This window comes from Amorphus orientalis, assembly GCF_030814015.1.
Lineage (GTDB): Bacteria > Pseudomonadota > Alphaproteobacteria > Rhizobiales > Amorphaceae > Amorphus > Amorphus orientalis.
Genome location: NZ_JAUSUL010000005.1, coordinates 197,025 through 211,500 on the forward strand (window position 1 = coordinate 197,025; position 14,476 = coordinate 211,500).

Below are 14,476 nucleotides of genomic sequence, written 5' to 3' on the forward strand. Positions count from 1 at the left end.
CATGAAGAGGTTTGCACTTACGGCCGTTGCGGCGCTCGCGCTCGCCACGACCGCCCACGCCTTCGACGGCGAGCCGCTCTATGACGGCGAGCAGTCGCTCTACGACCAGGCCGCCGAAGAGGGCATGGTCGTGTCCTTCGACACCGGCCCGACCTGGGCCAACTGGGCCGCCCAGTTCAAGGCGTTCAAGGAGCGCTATCCGGGCGTGGAGATGGTCTACAACGACCTTGGCTCCGCCGCGACGGTGGTCGCCCTCGACAAGGCCCGCAACCGGCCCCAGGCCGACACCGCCTATTACTTCGCCGGCTCCGCCCTGGACGCCGCCGACAAGGGCGTGGTCGCGCCGTTCGAGCCGGTCAACTTCGAGAAGCTGCCGGAGCCGTTCAAGGATCCGGAAGGCAAGTGGTTCACCATCCACACCCTCAACGTCGCCTTCCTGGTGAACACCAACCTCGTCGATGACGTGCCGACCAGCTGGGCCGACCTCACCGACGAGAAGTACAAGAACTCCATCGTTTATCTCGACCCGCGCTCGACCGGCCAGGGCCAGGTCGTGGTGTTCGCAGCGGCGCTGGGCAACGGCGGCTCCATGGACGACGTCCAGCCGGGCATCGACTACCTGAAGAAGCTGCACGACAACGGCAACGTCATGCGCACCGTCGGCACCACCCCCTACGCCCAGTTCCTCAAGGGGGAGATCCCGATCTATATCGGCTACGAGAACGACGGCCTGAAGGCGAAGTACAAGGACGGCATGGGCGACGCCGTCGAAGTGGTGATCCCGGAGGAGGCCTCCGCCGCCGCCCCCTACGCCATCAGCCTGGTCAAGGACGGCCCGAACCCCCACGCCGGCCGCCTCTGGCTCAACTTCATCATGTCCGACGAGGGCCAGGCCCGCTTCGCCGACGGCTTCGTGCGGCCTTCGGTGCCGGGCGTGAAGCTGCCGGCCGAGGTGGCGGAGATGATGCCGGCCGCGCCGCAGCTCCAGCCGCTCGACGTGGCCAAGGCCAAGGCGATGAAGTCGGAGATCGACGAAGCCTGGTCGAAGGCCGTTCTGGCGCAATGACACCGGTCATGACACGCGGCGCGCGGAGGTCTTGATGCGCGCGTCGATCCTGAAATGGGCGCTGGCGGTTCCCGCCGGCGCCTTTCTCGTCGTCTTTCTCGCCTGGCCGCTCGCCGGCGTCGTGACGGAGGCGCTGTCCGACGGCGGCAGCGCGTTCGGCCGGCTCGCCGATGATCCCGTGTTCTGGCGCGGTCTCGTCGGCAGTGCCGTGCTGGGCACGCTGGCGCCGGCCGTCTCCACCGCCGTGGGCCTTGGCGTCTCGCTCCATCTGGCCCGGCTCGGTCCCGCCAAGCGCACCGCCCTTCTGACGGTGATCGCCGTGCCGCTCTCCTTCTCCGGGCTCGTGGTCGCCTACGGCTTCATCCTGGTGTTCGGGCGCTCCGGCTTCGTCACCATGCTGCTCGCCGACCTCGGCGCCGATCCGGCCGTCGTCGGCGGACTGATCTACACCCCCGCGGGTCTCGCGATCGCCTACTGCTACTATCTGATCCCGCGCGCGGTACTCGTGATCTTTCCCGTGGTCGCCAACTTCGAGACCGAGCAGATCCAGGCCGCCCGGGCGCTCGGCGCGTCCCGCTTCCGCGCCTTCCGCGACATCCTCCTGCCCCAGGTGGCGCCGGCCTGCCTCGTTGCCTTCGCGCTGTGCGCGGCCGTGGCGCTCGGCGCCTACGGCACGGCCCTCGCCCTTTCCGGAACCCAGATCGCAATCCTTCCGATGGTCCTTTATTCCAAGATTTCCGACTCCGGCTCCGACCTGCCGGCCGCTGCCGCCATGTCCCTCGTCCTGATCGCGCTCGCCTGCACCGTCATGGCCATCGCCGAGCTGGTCCGCCCGCGCACGAGGCGCGCGGCATGAGCGGCAAGCAGCTCACTCTCGAAGCCTGCGGCAAGACCTATCCGGACGGCACCCGGGCGCTCACCCCGGTGGACCTCACTGTGGCCGCCGGCGAGATCGTCGTCCTGCTCGGCCCGTCCGGCTGCGGCAAGACCACGCTTCTGCGCATGGTCGCCGGCCTCGACCGGCCCGATCCCGGCGGCCGGGTGATGCTCGACGGCCGCGACGTGACCACGCTGCCGATCGAGAAGCGCGGCGTCGGCATGGTCTTCCAGTCCTACGCCCTGTTTCCGCACATGTCGGTCGCCGGCAACATCGGCTACGGGCTCCGGGTCCAGGGCTGGCCGAAGGCGAAGCGGAAGGCCCGGGTCGACGAGATGCTCGCCACCGCCCGGCTTGAGGAGTTCGCCGGCCGCCGCGTCGACCAGCTCTCCGGCGGCCAGCGCCAGCGCGTGGCGCTCGCCCGCGCGCTTGCGCCGGGCTCCGGCATGATCCTGCTGGACGAGCCCCTGACGGCGCTGGACGCGGGCCTTCGCGAAGGGCTGCGCGCGGAAATCGCGGCGATGATCCACGCCCAGGGCGCCACCGCCCTCTACGTCACCCACGACCAGGCCGAGGCCCTGACCCTGGGCGACCGGCTGGTGGTCATGGACAAGGGCCGCATCGCCCAGGTCGGCACGCCGCGCGAGGTCTACTACGCCCCTCAGAGCGACTATGTCGCCGGCTTCTTCGGCCATGTGAACCGGCTTTCCGGCACGGTGGAGAACGGCGTCTTCACCACCGCCGCCGGGACGCTTGCCCTGCCCGGCCGGCCGAACGGGGAGACAACGCTGGCCTTCCGCCCGGAAGCGGCGGTCGTCGGCGCGGCGAATGGCCTGACCTTCACCGTCAAAGCCGCGCTCTTCGAAGGCCCCCGCCAGCGCGTCGACCTCGCCGGGCCTGAAGGCGAGCATCTCGTCGCCTTCGCGCCGGGCATCCGCCCCTACGCGCCCGGCGATCAGGTCACCGTCAGCGTCGATCCCGACGGCCTGCTCGCGACCGGCGCATCGGCCATCTGATCACCGGGCAGATTGGCCGGCCGCCTCCCAAAATCGATTAAGAGACAAGCGAAACGGCTGAGTGCGCGGGCTCGCTGGGCATGGATAGCGCCGATTACGCCAAAACAGCTATCCTGAGCATTCGCTGGCGTGGGAGGCAGGGGAATGACAAAGAAAAAGTCAAAGCGCCTGTCCAGGGATCAGGCTCTCAATCGGGTATTCTTGATTGCCCGGTGGGTCGAGACTGTAACAACCGATGCAGTTCGCCTTAAGGCAGTGATTAAGGCTGCTAACCACACATCTCGAACCGCAGCATTTAGCGAAACAGACAATCTAACCTACGCGACCATTATGCGCAGTCTAAGGATTCGGATGGTCTTAATCCTTGCGACCCTCTATGAAATTCCTACGCCTCGTAGCGGCCAATCTGTGGCCAACCGGCTCAACAGTAGCGACACGGCGTCGATCCCGTTGTTGGTCCGCCTTCTGAGGCAGAAGCGCGTTCGATCCCGGCTTGCAGTGTTTGCTTCGCATCTTCCTGAGCTTTGGGGCTCAAGCACAGCAGGGGATGCTGCTAAAGTTGTAACCGAGGCAATCGACCAGGCTGTCGCACAATACGAACGCCTCAGTCGAGACCCGATAGGAAAGGCCGGAGCAAAGAAACTGAAGAATTACCGGGACACTGTGCTTGCGCATTCCTCATTTAAGGCCTTCGCCCTGTTCACCGATTCAGACACTAAGCCCACATCCGAAGAGTTGCTGATTTTGATCGAGACAGCAGAGGCTATTGTGGCATCTGCTATCCTCGCGATTGATGGCAAAGGGATTGATTTTGGTCAGATTGAGGAACGCGAATTGAAGGATGCCTTGGAGTTCTGGTCTTTCGCGTCGGCCCCGAATTGACTTCCACGCCCCGATCGCCTATCTCACGCCCCTTCGCTGGCGGCAACGCTGGCGGATTTCACGCACCCGCGGGATGAGCGTCCGACTCGCGTCGTCCCTGTCGGCTGTTTCGACCGGTTCCGGTCAATCCAGCAAAGGAGGGGGCGTGTCCAACGGATCCGGAAGGCCGCCGGTCTTCGGGATCCTCATTCATTGCAAGGACACGGATCCATATGTCGAAGCGTCATTCGCAGAAGTACAAAATCGACCGCCGCATGGGCGAGAACATCTGGGGTCGCCCGAAGAGCCCGGTCAACAAGCGCGAGTACGGCCCCGGCCAGCACGGCCAGCGCCGCCGCGGCAAGCTCTCCGACTTCGGCGTGCAGCTGCGCGCCAAGCAGAAGCTGAAGGGCTACTACGGCAACATCGCCGAAAAGCAGTTCCGCAAGATCTACGACGAGGCCGTGCGCCTGAAGGGCGACACCTCCGAGCGCCTGATCGGCCTGCTCGAGAGCCGCCTCGACACCCTCGTCTACCGCGCCAAGTTCGTGCCGACCGTGTTCGCCGCGCGTCAGTTCGTGAACCACGGCCACGTCATGGTGAACGGCCGCAAGGTCAACATCCCGAGCTATCGCTGCAAGGTCGGCGACGTCATCGAGGTGCGCCAGCGCTCCAAGGACATGATCATGGTCCTGGAAGCCGTCGGCCTGCCGGAGCGGGACGTGCCGGACTATATCGACACCGACCACACCAAGATGACGGCCACCTACAACCGGATCCCGGGCCTCGGCGACGTGCCCTACCCGGTCCAGATGGAGCCGAACCTGGTCATCGAGTACTACTCGCGCTGATCCGGGCTCATCTGCTGCAGCCTTTTCGTGGCCGCCCCCGCCGGGGCGGCCTTTTTTGTGCGCGCCCCCCGGATACGCAGGCCCTTCGGCAATCCTCGCCCCATCGGTCCGGCGCCGCACGGCGATCCCTGGCCGGTCTCCGTCCTCCCCGGCTGACGGAAATTGCAAAGCCCCGGCTGGCTGGAGCGGCTTCAATGTCGTCGCTGCGCTTGAGGGGCCAGGACCCCGGCATCGCATGAGGCGTCGGGACGGTCCGCACACGCCGAATTGCTCGCCGCGATCCGCGAGACCCGCCGTGTCATGACGCCGCCAAACACAGGCCGGACCGGCAGCCCCAGCAGTTGGCGCCGGCCCGGCGAAGGAGCGACGGAAGTCGGAGAAACAGAATGAAGCTTCAAAATGCACTGGTGGGCGCCGTTTTCTCGGCTTCCGTTCTGCTTGGAGGCGGCACCGCCCAGGCGCAGACCCTCACCCAGACCGAAGCCAACACCCTCGCGGTCGAGGCCTATCTCTACTTCTATCCGCTGGTGACCATGGATCTGACCCGGCGCCAGGTTTCCAGCCTGGACCCGGCCAAATATTCGTTCGGCGGCGTGGAGAACTGGTTCACCAACGTCCGCGCCTACCCGACCGCCGACGAGAAGTCGGTCGTCCGGCCGAACTTCGATACCCTCTATTCGTCGACGTTCCTCGATCTGACCGGGGAACCGATGATCGTCTCCGCACCCGATACCGGCGGCCGCTACTATCTGCTGCCGATGCTCGACATGTGGACGGACGTCTTCGCCTCGCCGGGATGGCGGACAACGGGTACGGAAGCGGCGACCTTCCTGGTGACCCCGCCCGGCTGGCGGCCGGATCTGGGCACGGATTTCGCCAGGACGCTCGGCCTTCCGGACGGCACCCAGCGGATCGACGCGCCGACGCCCTATGTCTGGATCATCGGCCGCACCAAGACCGACGGGCCGTCGGATTACGACGCGGTTCACAAGATCCAGGACGGCTACAAGGTCACGCCGCTCTCCAGATGGGGCCAGGACGTTTCGGAGCCGACATTCTCGCCGGATCCGACCGTCGACGTGAAGACCCCGCCGAAGGTCCAGGTCGATACGATGGCGGGCAAGGATTATTTCGCCTACGCGGCCAAGCTTTTTGAGGTGAACCCGCCGCACCCGACCGATCAGCCGATCGTCGCGCGGATGGCTCGGCTCGGCATCGCGCCCGGCGAGAGCTTCGATTTCGACGCCGCCGATCCCGTCGTGAAGGCGGCCATCGAAGCCGCCCCGAAGTCCGCCCAGCAGCTGATGGCCTGGAAGACGCCGACCATCGCAGAGACCGTCAACGGCTGGTCGATGGACGTCGACACCGTCGGCGTCTACGGCAACTACTACCTCAAGCGCGCGATCATGGCGCAGATCGGCCTCGGCGCCAACGTGCCCCAGGACGCGATCTATCCGATCTCGCTCACCGACGCCGAAGGCAAGCCGCTCGACGGCACGAACGACTACGTCCTGCACTTCGAGGCGTCCGAGATCCCTCCGGTCGACGCGTTCTGGTCGGTGACCGTCTACGACAACGACGGCTTTCAGGTCGCCAACGAGCTGAACCGGTTCGCGCTGTCGAGCTGGATGCCGCTCAAGAAGAACGCCGACGGGTCGATCGACCTCTATGTCCAGCATGAAAGCCCCGGCGCGGACAAGCAGGCGAACTGGCTGCCGGCGCCGGCCGGGCCGTTCAACGTGACCATGCGCCTGTATGCACCCCGGCCGGAGGCGCTGATCGGGAAATGGGCGCCGCCGGCGATCGCCCGCGCCGAGCAGGCTTCGAGCGCGCAGTAGCCGGCTTGGAGCCGGGGAAGCCCGGGTCCGGGTGGTCGCCGTCGCCACCACACGCCCCGGTGGCGACGGCGCACCTCAACCGATGGAGTGCGCATGAATAAGGTCGTCGCCGCAGCGATCGCGGTTTCGCTTCCCGTCCTGTTCGCAGGCGGCGCCGTCTCTGCCGAGTCGGCCGCGCCCGGGGTCGGCTCCCCTGCCGCCACGGCCGCCCCGCTGCGGTCCTATGCGCCGGACCGCAATCCCGGCACGACGGACTTCGACGTCACCGACCGCATGGCGATCACCAACCTGATCTCCGCCTATGCATTCGCCTATGACAACACCGACGCGGACGCCTGGCTGAGCCTGTTCACACCCGATGCCGTCTTTGTGGCCGCCGTGCCCGGCCAAACGCCGGTTTCGTTCACCGGCGACGCGTTCCGCACGTTCTGGACGAAGCGGATGGCCGAGTTCCGCACCTCCGGCAACCTGCGCCGCCACCTGATGGCGAATGTCCTGTTTCTGGACCAGACGGCCGACACCGCGCATGTCAGCGTCGTCGGGCTTCTGACCAACGCGAAGGACGGCAAGACCTTCACCGCCGTCTCCAGCCTCAACTACGAAGGCTGGATCGAGAAAGGGCCGGACGGCTGGAAGATCAGGCGGTGGCATGACTTCCCTGACGCGGCATTTCCGGAATAGGCTCGATTGAAGCACACTCGGTCGAGCATGCACGGGCGCTTGCGCGCGCTCCCGGATCGGGTGCTGCGCCATCAAGCGTCGTCGCCGACGCCGATGTCTTCGCAGATCGGGGCGGCGGGGTGGGCGGATGGCGTCTGACGGATCGGTTTCCCTGGTAAGGGCCAGCGGGTTCGGTCCGCTTCCGGCGCTCTTCGAACGACGCGCCGGCGAGCGCGAACTCTGGAAGGCCTTCGAACGGGAAGGGCTTCCCCTCGCGGTGATCGGCCAACCGCAGACGCCGATACCGCTTCACAGCATGATCGGACTCTTCGAAAGGTGCGCCGACGTTCTGGGCGATCGCACCTTCGGGTTCGACGTCGGCTTCGAAATGGCGAAGGCGTGGGGCTACGGTCTCTGGGGCACCTACGGCGCGGCCGCGCCGACGCTGGGCGAAGCGATCGAGCGCTACTGCCTGACGTTCCGCTCCCACGCGGTTCATGGGCGGCTGGAGCTCCTGAAACGCGACGATCATTGGCTGTGGCGATGCGTCGGACCGGCTTTCAGCCTGGCATCGATCCACCACAAGGATCACCTGCTTGGCCCCATGATCCTGATCGGCCGGGAATATCTCGGCGATCGATGGACGCCGAAATGGGTCGAACTGCCCTACCCGCGCGATCCCGAGGCCCACCTCCTGGAAAGCCGACTGCAGATCCCGGTCCGCTACGGGTGCCACGGTACCGGGATCGCCTTTGCGGCCCAGGATCTGCGCGCGCGGCGGGACAAGGAGCCCGGATCGATTGCGGGGATCGTCACGCTCAGGGAACTGACCGCGGACCTGGTCCTGTCACATGCGCCGGAGCCCGCGCGCTCGATCTCCGCCATCGTGGCGCTCAGGCTTCTCGACGGGCAGACCGACATCGACGGAACGGCCCGCATGGTCGGCACCGGTGCCCGAAGCCTGCAACGCCTGCTCGGCCAGAAGGGCTACACATACCGTGAGGTCCTCCGTCAGGCGCGCATGGCGCGCGCGCTCAGCCTGCTGCGCGAGACCGACCGGCCGATCCTCGAGATCGCGATGCATGTCGGCTACGAGGGCCACGCCAGCTTCACCAAGGCCTTCCACAACTGGATGGGCTGCTCGCCCTCGGAATTCCGGGCGCGGATCCGCCGGGACCGCTGACGTGAAATAACAAGCCGGCCAGTTGGGTACTCCGTATACGTCTGAGGGACGGTGACGGCGTCGGGTCGGACGTCATGCGCCGTAAGTGACGGGGGACGGAGATGACGGTCTACGCAGTCTACTACGCGTCCGACGAAGCGCAGGAACGCGCCTTTGACCAGGCACTCGGCGAGCGCTTTGGCGACACCTATCGGGTGAGCGAAGACTTCTGGCTGATCGACACCGCGCGCGAAGCCGACACCATTTACGGCAGTCTGCGCACCACCATCCACAGGAGCGACCGACTGTTCATCGCCGAGATCACGCGCGACTTCTTCCCGTGGCTGTCCGAGCGCGCGCTCAACTGGCTGTTTTCCCCGCATCGGTCGTGGAAAGGCCCCCTCGCGGTCCGCCAGCTCATCGACCACGCCTGCGCGCCCGACTGATCGCAAAGTCTGCGGCCCGGCGTCCGGGCCTTTTCCATCCCGGTGGACGCATCTGGTCGACAGCGACTTTCAGGCCGTTCCGCCGAAGCGCGGGAGACCCGCATGAGAGGGAGACGCCTTCGGGCGACCATGCACATGAACGACCTTCGACATCTGATGCCGTCCCGCGCGGCCCTTGCCTTCGGTGCGGCATGTGCCGTCCTCATCAGCTCGGCTGCGATCGCGGCGGACCTCGTTCCCCCTGCCGCCCCTGCTTCCGACACGAAGCCGGTCTCGCAGCCGGACTGGACTGTCAGCGTCGCCCCCTATTTCTGGGCGGCGGGCATGTCCGGAACCGTCTCCTCCTTCGGCGCTCCTGCGGTCGATGTCGACATGAGCTTTTCCGATATCCTGAGCGACCTCGACTTCTCGGTCATGCTGGCCGGCGAGGCCCGCCATGGCCGGTTCAGCCTGAGCACTGACCTGCTCTTTCTGAAGCTGTCGACCAAGGAGACGACGCCCTACGGCATCGCGGCCTCCAACGTGAGCTTCGGGTCGACCGTGATGGAGGCCACCGCGCTTGCCGGCTACTCGATCCTGGACCTGTCCAATGCGCGCCTCGACGTTGTGGGCGGCGCCCGGCTCTGGTCGGTCAGGAACGAACTCTCCTTCAACGGCGGCTTCTTCAACGGCCGCGGCTTCGAGGACAACGCCACCTGGGTCGACGCCATGGGCGGCCTGAAGGGCCGTTTCGACCTGTCAGACCATGTCTATCTGACCGGTATGGCGCTCGGCGGCGGGGGCGGATCGAAGTTCGGCTGGGACCTGCTCGGCGGGGTCGGCTACGAGTTTTCCGACCGGATCTCCGCCCTTGCCGGCTATCGCGCTGTGGGCGTCGACTACCAGGACGGTCCGTTCGAGTTCGACACCACGATCCACGGACCGATCATCGGCGCCTCTTTCACGTTTTAGGCCCGTGGCGACCGAAGAGGCTTCGGGCTGACGACGTTCCGTTGACCAGGCTCCCTCGGGCAATCCTTAGAGAGATGCGTCACCTTTACGGGTCTGCGGATGCGGACCCTGTGTTTCCGTCCAACCGGAAGCCGCGGGCACAGGCCGGAAAGCCCCGCCGGAGCCTACGCCGCAGCGGACGGCCGCACCGGGGTGTCAAAGCCGGCCGGCTTCACGGTCAGGACGCTGCAGTCGACCCGATTGAGGATCATCTCCACGTCCTCGTCCACGAGATAACCAGGCACGTCCGGGCGCGAGAGAGACCCCATCACGACGAGATCGATGCCGTGCCGGGCGACGTGTTCGGGAACGATCGCTTGCCGCGACCCCTTGGCCTGATGCGTCTGGATCTGGGCGCCCACCCCGGCGTATCGAGCGACCAGCAGGTCGAGATCGCGCGAGACGCTGCTCTCGACCCGTTCGATGAGCCAGTCCGCATCCGCCTTCAGATCCGCCTCAAGCTGGTGTCGCAGCACCTGCTCCTCGGGAACGTGCCAGACGTCGAGAACGTCGAGTGCTGCAGCATCGTGGGCGGCAAACGATGTCGCAAGCTTCATCACGTCGTGAGCCATCGCGTTGCGGTGGGGATCGGAGTCGTTCGGATCGACGACCGCAAGAACACGTTTCAGCCCCGCGCCCGTCTGCCCACGCCACAGCAGGAATGGGACGGGGCTCTTGCGGATCAGGTGCATGTCCAGTCCATCGAGCGCCCGTTCTCCATTCCTCGGGCCGGACCCGCTCCGAAGGATGAAGTCACAGCCGAAATGCAGAGCATGGCCGATGATCTCGATGAACGGGGTACCCTGACGAACGACTTCAGCGGTCGAGATCCCCGCGGCGACGAGCGGCTGTGCCAATCCCTGAAGACGGGCGCGATGCGTCGCGATGATCTGTTCTTCAAGCTCGTGGGCATGATCGCCAGGCAAGGCAGCAAAGAGGCGGGCAAGCTCCCCAGGAGCCGTGGCGACGACATCGACCAACGTCACCGCGGCCCCGTTTTCCACAGCAAGCGGTTTCGCGCGGTCGATCACGTCCCGATCGAGGCGGGTGCCGTCACAGATCACAAGGATGTTCTTGAACCGGTCCATATCATGCCTCCGATCGGACGGTCGCGCTCACACGAGGAGCAGATGGCCGCGCCAGCCGGGCGCCAGACGGTCGCGCCAGTCGAGGCCGTACCAGTCGGCACGACCACTGTGCGGCGAGGTGGAGACGACGACCTCACCGGGATCGTCGATAACGCCGGCGCCGCTCCGCCTGGCGGAAAACGCCACGCCGTCACAGACGGCCGACAGCTCGGCGCGCCGTTCCGATTCCGGCTGGTAGTCTCGAGCCCAGTGGACGACGAGATCCGCCTTTCCGAATGGTTCGAGCGTTGCGAGCGTGGCCAGCGCCCGCGCCACCGCCGGACTGCCGTCGTCAAGGATGGAGATGCGGCGGACCGGCGCCGGTTCGCCTGCGAACAGAACCGGCTGCGCAAGGCTCCGCGCCAGCGGCAGCAAGGCTTCCCCGCGGCCCGAGATGTCCTCGGGCTCACGTCCAGCGCCATGGTCGAACCAGCCGCGCGACGGCAGCACCACCAGGTCGCCGTCCCGTACGACCCGAGCGAGGGCCGTGCGCGGATCGGCCTCGACAAGCTCCATCGGCGCGCCCTGCGCACCGAGAGCGATAGCGCGGCTCAACGTGGACTGCGCGCGTTCACGGGCGAGCCCGCGACCTTCCGGGGCCGTCTCGAAGAACCTCGGGTCGATGACACCAAGACACACCACGGGAACGTCGAGCGCGCGGCCCAGCGAGACCGCCTGTGTGCTGGCGTTGCAGTCGCTCTCATAGGTCGGCATGACGACGATCCGCTCGATTGCGAGCGGCTCCACCGGCGCCGATTTCGGCTCGGCCGGTTCTCCGCGCGGCAACGTTCCATCAAGGGCATCCGAGGCGGTGCCCTGCCAGAACGGAGCGCCACCGATATAGGCCGCACGGCCGAGGCTGTGCGAGGCGAGCGGCACTGTGAGCAGGAGGAAGAGAAGCGTGACGATCGCCGTGCCGATTGAGAACGCGCTTTCCAGCGGAAGCGCACTGCCCAGAACAACCAGGCCGGCTCCGAGCGTGCCCGCCTTGGTGGCCGCGTGCATCCGGGTGAACGCGTCCGGAAGGCGCACAACTCCGACCGCCGCGATGAGGAGAAAGGTCGTCCCGATCGCTTTCAGCAAGTAGGCGAGAACCTCGATCACGGCCTTTCCTCCCGGTCCTCCGGATTTTCGGGCAGCCGTTCAATCAGCCGCGAGAAGGCGATCGTGGCAACGAAGCCCATCAGGGCAATTCCGAGGGCGACGTCCAGGAACGCGCCAGAGCCGGATGCCCGCGCTGCGAGCGCTGCGAAGGCGACCCCCGCCACGGTCAGCATGTCGAGCGCAATGACCCGGTCGACCATGTGCGGTCCGATGACGGCCCTGACGGCGCCAAGCACCACGGCGATCGCGCCGAACAGAACCAGGGCGATGTCGATGATCTCCAGCATCAGGCCTCCTTCAGCACGCGTTCGAACCGCGACTTGATTGCGTCGACCGTCGCTTCGTCGCCGGCCCAGTCCATGACGTGGACGTAGAGGCTGCGGCCGTCCTCGCTGAGATGGAGCGACGTGGTGCCCGGGGTCAGGGTCACGGCGTTGGCGACAAGCGCGGCATCTGCCCGCTTCTCGAGGTCGAGCGGGATGGCGACCACGGCCGATCGCATGGAGCGATCTCCCGACAGGATTGCCCGCGAGACCGCGAGCGACGATCGCACCAGTTCCAGGACGAAAATTCCGAAAAAGCGGGTGTAGGCAAAAAGCTTCATCGGACGTTCTCCGCGACGGTGTCCTCGATCGGTGGCGTCAGCGCCGCGATGTAGTCGGCCGGATCGATGAGTTGCTGACCGGCCTGGAGCGAGAAGGCGACTAGCGGCTCGGCGCTGAAGCCGATCGCGAGCGTCACGGCCGCCAGGGCGGCAATCGGCACCATCCGCTTCCAGCCCACCGGTCGGGAGCGGCCATCTGCGGGGCTTCGCCAGAAGGCGTAAGCCCAGATTTTCCCCATCGAGAACAGCGTCAGGAGACCGACGGCGAGCGCGGCCGCCGTGACGATCCACGCCTCGTCTTCAAGACCGGCGTCTATGACCATCAGCTTCGCCCAGAAACCCGACAGCGGCGGAATGCCTCCGAGCGACAGCGCCGGTATCAGGAACAGAACGGCCAGCAGCGGAGAGAGCATCATCAGCCCGCCGCTTCTGCGGATGTCGTAGGTGCCGCCCACGCGGCCGATGACACCGGCCACCAGAAAGAGGTTGGCCTTCACGATGATGTGGTGGACGACATAGAAAACGGCGGCCGCGATGGCGTACGGCGTGAACAGCGCGAGGCCGAGCAGCATGTAGCCGATCTGGCTGACGATGTGGAACGACAGGATCCGCCGTACGTCCCACTGTACAGCTGCGCCGAACACGCCGGTCACCATGGTGAGCGCGGCGACGACGAGGAGCACGGTCTGCAGCGCCGTCCCCTCCAGAGGCAGCACCAGAGTGTAGATCCGGATGATGGCGTAGACGCCGACCTTGGTGAGCAGGCCCGCGAAGATCGCGGCCACCGCGATAGACCCGGTGTGGTAGGACGCGGGCAGCCAGGCGAACAGCGGGAAGGCCGCGGCCTTCATCAGGAAGGCGAGCAGCAGGAGCCAGGCCGCTGCGGTGGCCGCGGCGGTTCCACTCGTTCCCTGCAGGGTCATGGCGAGATCGGCGAGGTTCAGCGTGCCGGCGGCGTTGTACAGGAGCGCGATCGCCGCGAGAAAGAACAGCGTGCCGAGCATGTTGAGCGCAAGGTATTTGAGACCGCCGTCGAGCTGCTCGCGCGTCTTGTTCAGGACGAGAAGCCCGAACGAAGCGATCAGCATCACCTCGAACCAGACGTAGAGATTGAAGAGATCGGCCGTCAGGAAGGCGCCGGCCACACCCGCCAAAAGACCGTTGTAGAGCGGATAGAAGCCGGAGAGCGCGGCGATCCGCCGGACGTCCGCGAGTGCGTAGACCGCGACGGCCAGCCCCAGAAGCCCGGTCACCAGGACCATGGCGGCGCCGAGACGGTCGGCGGCGAACGCGATGGCGAACGGCGCCGCCCAGTCGCCGAAGCGCGTCACGAGGATGGTGCCGTCTGCCACCCGGACCACGAGAAGCGCGGAGACGACGAGGAGCGCGGCGGCCGCTGCGATCGTCACCGCCGCCTGAAGCCGCGTCGATCCCCAGACGATCGTGCACAGGGTCGCCGCGGCGAGTGGAATCAGGACCGGAAGGATGAGAAGAAGATCGGCACTCATCGTCCGTCCTCCCCGGCAGGTTCCGCCTCTCGCATGGCGTCGGTGTCGACGAAACCCAGCGCGAGCTGGACGCGGTAGGCGAGGACGAGGGCGAACGAAAGCAGCGCGAAGCCGATCACGACGGCCGTCAGCACCAGGGCCTGCGGCAGCGGGTTCGCGGTGCCGGGGGCGGCCACCTCTGCGCCTGCGGCAATGAGGGCCGGCTCTTCGGGTCCGACCCCGCCGGCGAGAAACAGGAGCATGTTCACCGCGACCGCGATGAGCGACAAGCCGAGAACCATGCGCAGGATATGCCGAGCCAGAAGCATGTAGGTTCCGGCTGCGATCAGAGCTCCGAAGCCGAGGGCGAGCGAGGCTTCCATCCGG

16 protein-coding genes are annotated in these 14,476 nt (G+C 66.4%); 10 read left to right on the top strand and 6 right to left on the bottom strand.

The features are described from left to right. Position 1: 1 nt before the first annotated feature. The 10 genes from J2S73_RS19685 to J2S73_RS19730 all read left to right on the top strand — a co-directional run bounded on the left by J2S73_RS19685 (position 2) and on the right by J2S73_RS19730 (position 9,728). Entirely contained in the window at positions 2-1,066 is a 1,065-nt protein-coding gene (locus J2S73_RS19685) for an extracellular solute-binding protein (RefSeq protein WP_306887391.1), read from the top strand. A 34-nt stretch (positions 1,067-1,100) separates the two neighbouring features. Next, positions 1,101-1,922, top strand: a complete 822-nt coding sequence (locus J2S73_RS19690) for an ABC transporter permease (RefSeq protein ID WP_306887392.1) — start codon at positions 1,101-1,103, stop codon at positions 1,920-1,922. Beyond that, entirely contained in the window at positions 1,919-2,959 is a 1,041-nt protein-coding gene (locus J2S73_RS19695) for an ABC transporter ATP-binding protein (RefSeq protein WP_306887393.1), read from the top strand. Before J2S73_RS19690 ends, J2S73_RS19695 begins: the two co-directional genes overlap by 4 nt. Positions 2,960-3,103: 144 nt before the next feature. Beyond that, positions 3,104-3,841, top strand: a complete 738-nt coding sequence (locus tag J2S73_RS19700; RefSeq protein ID WP_306887394.1) for an AbiU2 domain-containing protein — start codon at positions 3,104-3,106, stop codon at positions 3,839-3,841. A gap of 212 nt (positions 3,842-4,053) precedes the next feature. Continuing rightward, positions 4,054-4,671: a 30S ribosomal protein S4 gene (gene rpsD, locus J2S73_RS19705; RefSeq protein ID WP_306887395.1), complete on the top strand. Its 618-nt coding sequence runs from the start codon at positions 4,054-4,056 to the stop codon at positions 4,669-4,671. A gap of 386 nt (positions 4,672-5,057) precedes the next feature. Further along, positions 5,058-6,509 carry a DUF1254 domain-containing protein gene (locus J2S73_RS19710; protein WP_306887396.1) on the top strand — a complete coding sequence of 484 codons (1,452 nt, stop codon included), beginning with the start codon at positions 5,058-5,060 and terminating at the stop codon, positions 6,507-6,509. A gap of 93 nt (positions 6,510-6,602) precedes the next feature. Beyond that, on the top strand, positions 6,603-7,190 hold the full coding sequence (locus J2S73_RS19715; protein WP_306887397.1) for a nuclear transport factor 2 family protein: 588 nt from the start codon (positions 6,603-6,605) through the stop codon (positions 7,188-7,190). Positions 7,191-7,317: 127 nt separating this feature from the next. Next, positions 7,318-8,352: a helix-turn-helix domain-containing protein gene (locus J2S73_RS19720; protein WP_306887398.1), complete on the top strand. Its 1,035-nt coding sequence runs from the start codon at positions 7,318-7,320 to the stop codon at positions 8,350-8,352. A 101-nt stretch (positions 8,353-8,453) separates the two neighbouring features. Then, positions 8,454-8,777 carry a hypothetical protein gene (locus J2S73_RS19725; protein WP_306887399.1) on the top strand — a complete coding sequence of 108 codons (324 nt, stop codon included), beginning with the start codon at positions 8,454-8,456 and terminating at the stop codon, positions 8,775-8,777. A 102-nt stretch (positions 8,778-8,879) separates the two neighbouring features. After that, a complete protein-coding gene (locus tag J2S73_RS19730; protein ID WP_306887400.1) occupies positions 8,880-9,728 on the top strand; it encodes an outer membrane protein in 849 nt (282 codons plus the stop codon). 164 nt (positions 9,729-9,892) lie between these two features. Here J2S73_RS19730 and J2S73_RS19735 read toward each other — a convergent pair whose 3' ends face one another. From J2S73_RS19735 to J2S73_RS19760, 6 genes are read right to left on the bottom strand one after another with little or no spacing between them, the layout of a single operon-like run. After that, on the bottom strand, positions 9,893-10,855 hold the full coding sequence (locus J2S73_RS19735; RefSeq protein ID WP_306887401.1) for a universal stress protein: 963 nt from the start codon (positions 10,853-10,855) through the stop codon (positions 9,893-9,895). A gap of 27 nt (positions 10,856-10,882) precedes the next feature. Continuing rightward, complete coding sequence (gene mnhG, locus J2S73_RS19740) at positions 10,883-11,998, bottom strand: monovalent cation/H(+) antiporter subunit G (RefSeq protein ID WP_306887402.1); 1,116 nt, start codon at positions 11,996-11,998, stop codon at positions 10,883-10,885. Continuing rightward, positions 11,995-12,285: an MrpF/PhaF family protein gene (locus J2S73_RS19745; RefSeq protein WP_306887403.1), complete on the bottom strand. Its 291-nt coding sequence runs from the start codon at positions 12,283-12,285 to the stop codon at positions 11,995-11,997. The genes mnhG and J2S73_RS19745 overlap by 4 nt, the downstream gene beginning before the upstream one ends. Next, positions 12,285-12,602, bottom strand: a complete 318-nt coding sequence (locus tag J2S73_RS19750) for a Na+/H+ antiporter subunit E (protein ID WP_306887404.1) — start codon at positions 12,600-12,602, stop codon at positions 12,285-12,287. The genes J2S73_RS19745 and J2S73_RS19750 overlap by 1 nt, the downstream gene beginning before the upstream one ends. Then, positions 12,599-14,110: a proton-conducting transporter transmembrane domain-containing protein gene (locus J2S73_RS19755; RefSeq protein ID WP_306887405.1), complete on the bottom strand. Its 1,512-nt coding sequence runs from the start codon at positions 14,108-14,110 to the stop codon at positions 12,599-12,601. The genes J2S73_RS19750 and J2S73_RS19755 overlap by 4 nt, the downstream gene beginning before the upstream one ends. Further along, on the bottom strand, positions 14,107-14,472 hold the full coding sequence (locus J2S73_RS19760) for an NADH-quinone oxidoreductase subunit K (RefSeq protein ID WP_306887406.1): 366 nt from the start codon (positions 14,470-14,472) through the stop codon (positions 14,107-14,109). The genes J2S73_RS19755 and J2S73_RS19760 overlap by 4 nt, the downstream gene beginning before the upstream one ends. Positions 14,473-14,476: the final 4 nt, after the last annotated feature.

Coding starts and splice junctions, on each gene's coding strand:
- J2S73_RS19685 (WP_306887391.1), top strand. CDS start 2: ATGAAGAGGTTTGCACTTACGGCCGTTGCGGCGCTCGCGCTCGCCACG.
- J2S73_RS19690 (WP_306887392.1), top strand. CDS start 1,101: ATGCGCGCGTCGATCCTGAAATGGGCGCTGGCGGTTCCCGCCGGCGCC.
- J2S73_RS19695 (WP_306887393.1), top strand. CDS start 1,919: ATGAGCGGCAAGCAGCTCACTCTCGAAGCCTGCGGCAAGACCTATCCG.
- J2S73_RS19700 (WP_306887394.1), top strand. CDS start 3,104: ATGACAAAGAAAAAGTCAAAGCGCCTGTCCAGGGATCAGGCTCTCAAT.
- rpsD (WP_306887395.1), top strand. CDS start 4,054: ATGTCGAAGCGTCATTCGCAGAAGTACAAAATCGACCGCCGCATGGGC.
- J2S73_RS19710 (WP_306887396.1), top strand. CDS start 5,058: ATGAAGCTTCAAAATGCACTGGTGGGCGCCGTTTTCTCGGCTTCCGTT.
- J2S73_RS19715 (WP_306887397.1), top strand. CDS start 6,603: ATGAATAAGGTCGTCGCCGCAGCGATCGCGGTTTCGCTTCCCGTCCTG.
- J2S73_RS19720 (WP_306887398.1), top strand. CDS start 7,318: ATGGCGTCTGACGGATCGGTTTCCCTGGTAAGGGCCAGCGGGTTCGGT.
- J2S73_RS19725 (WP_306887399.1), top strand. CDS start 8,454: ATGACGGTCTACGCAGTCTACTACGCGTCCGACGAAGCGCAGGAACGC.
- J2S73_RS19730 (WP_306887400.1), top strand. CDS start 8,880: ATGAGAGGGAGACGCCTTCGGGCGACCATGCACATGAACGACCTTCGA.
- J2S73_RS19735 (WP_306887401.1), bottom strand. CDS start 10,855: ATGGACCGGTTCAAGAACATCCTTGTGATCTGTGACGGCACCCGCCTC.
- J2S73_RS19745 (WP_306887403.1), bottom strand. CDS start 12,285: ATGCTGGAGATCATCGACATCGCCCTGGTTCTGTTCGGCGCGATCGCC.
- J2S73_RS19750 (WP_306887404.1), bottom strand. CDS start 12,602: ATGAAGCTTTTTGCCTACACCCGCTTTTTCGGAATTTTCGTCCTGGAA.
- J2S73_RS19755 (WP_306887405.1), bottom strand. CDS start 14,110: ATGAGTGCCGATCTTCTTCTCATCCTTCCGGTCCTGATTCCACTCGCC.
- J2S73_RS19760 (WP_306887406.1), bottom strand. CDS start 14,472: ATGGAAGCCTCGCTCGCCCTCGGCTTCGGAGCTCTGATCGCAGCCGGA.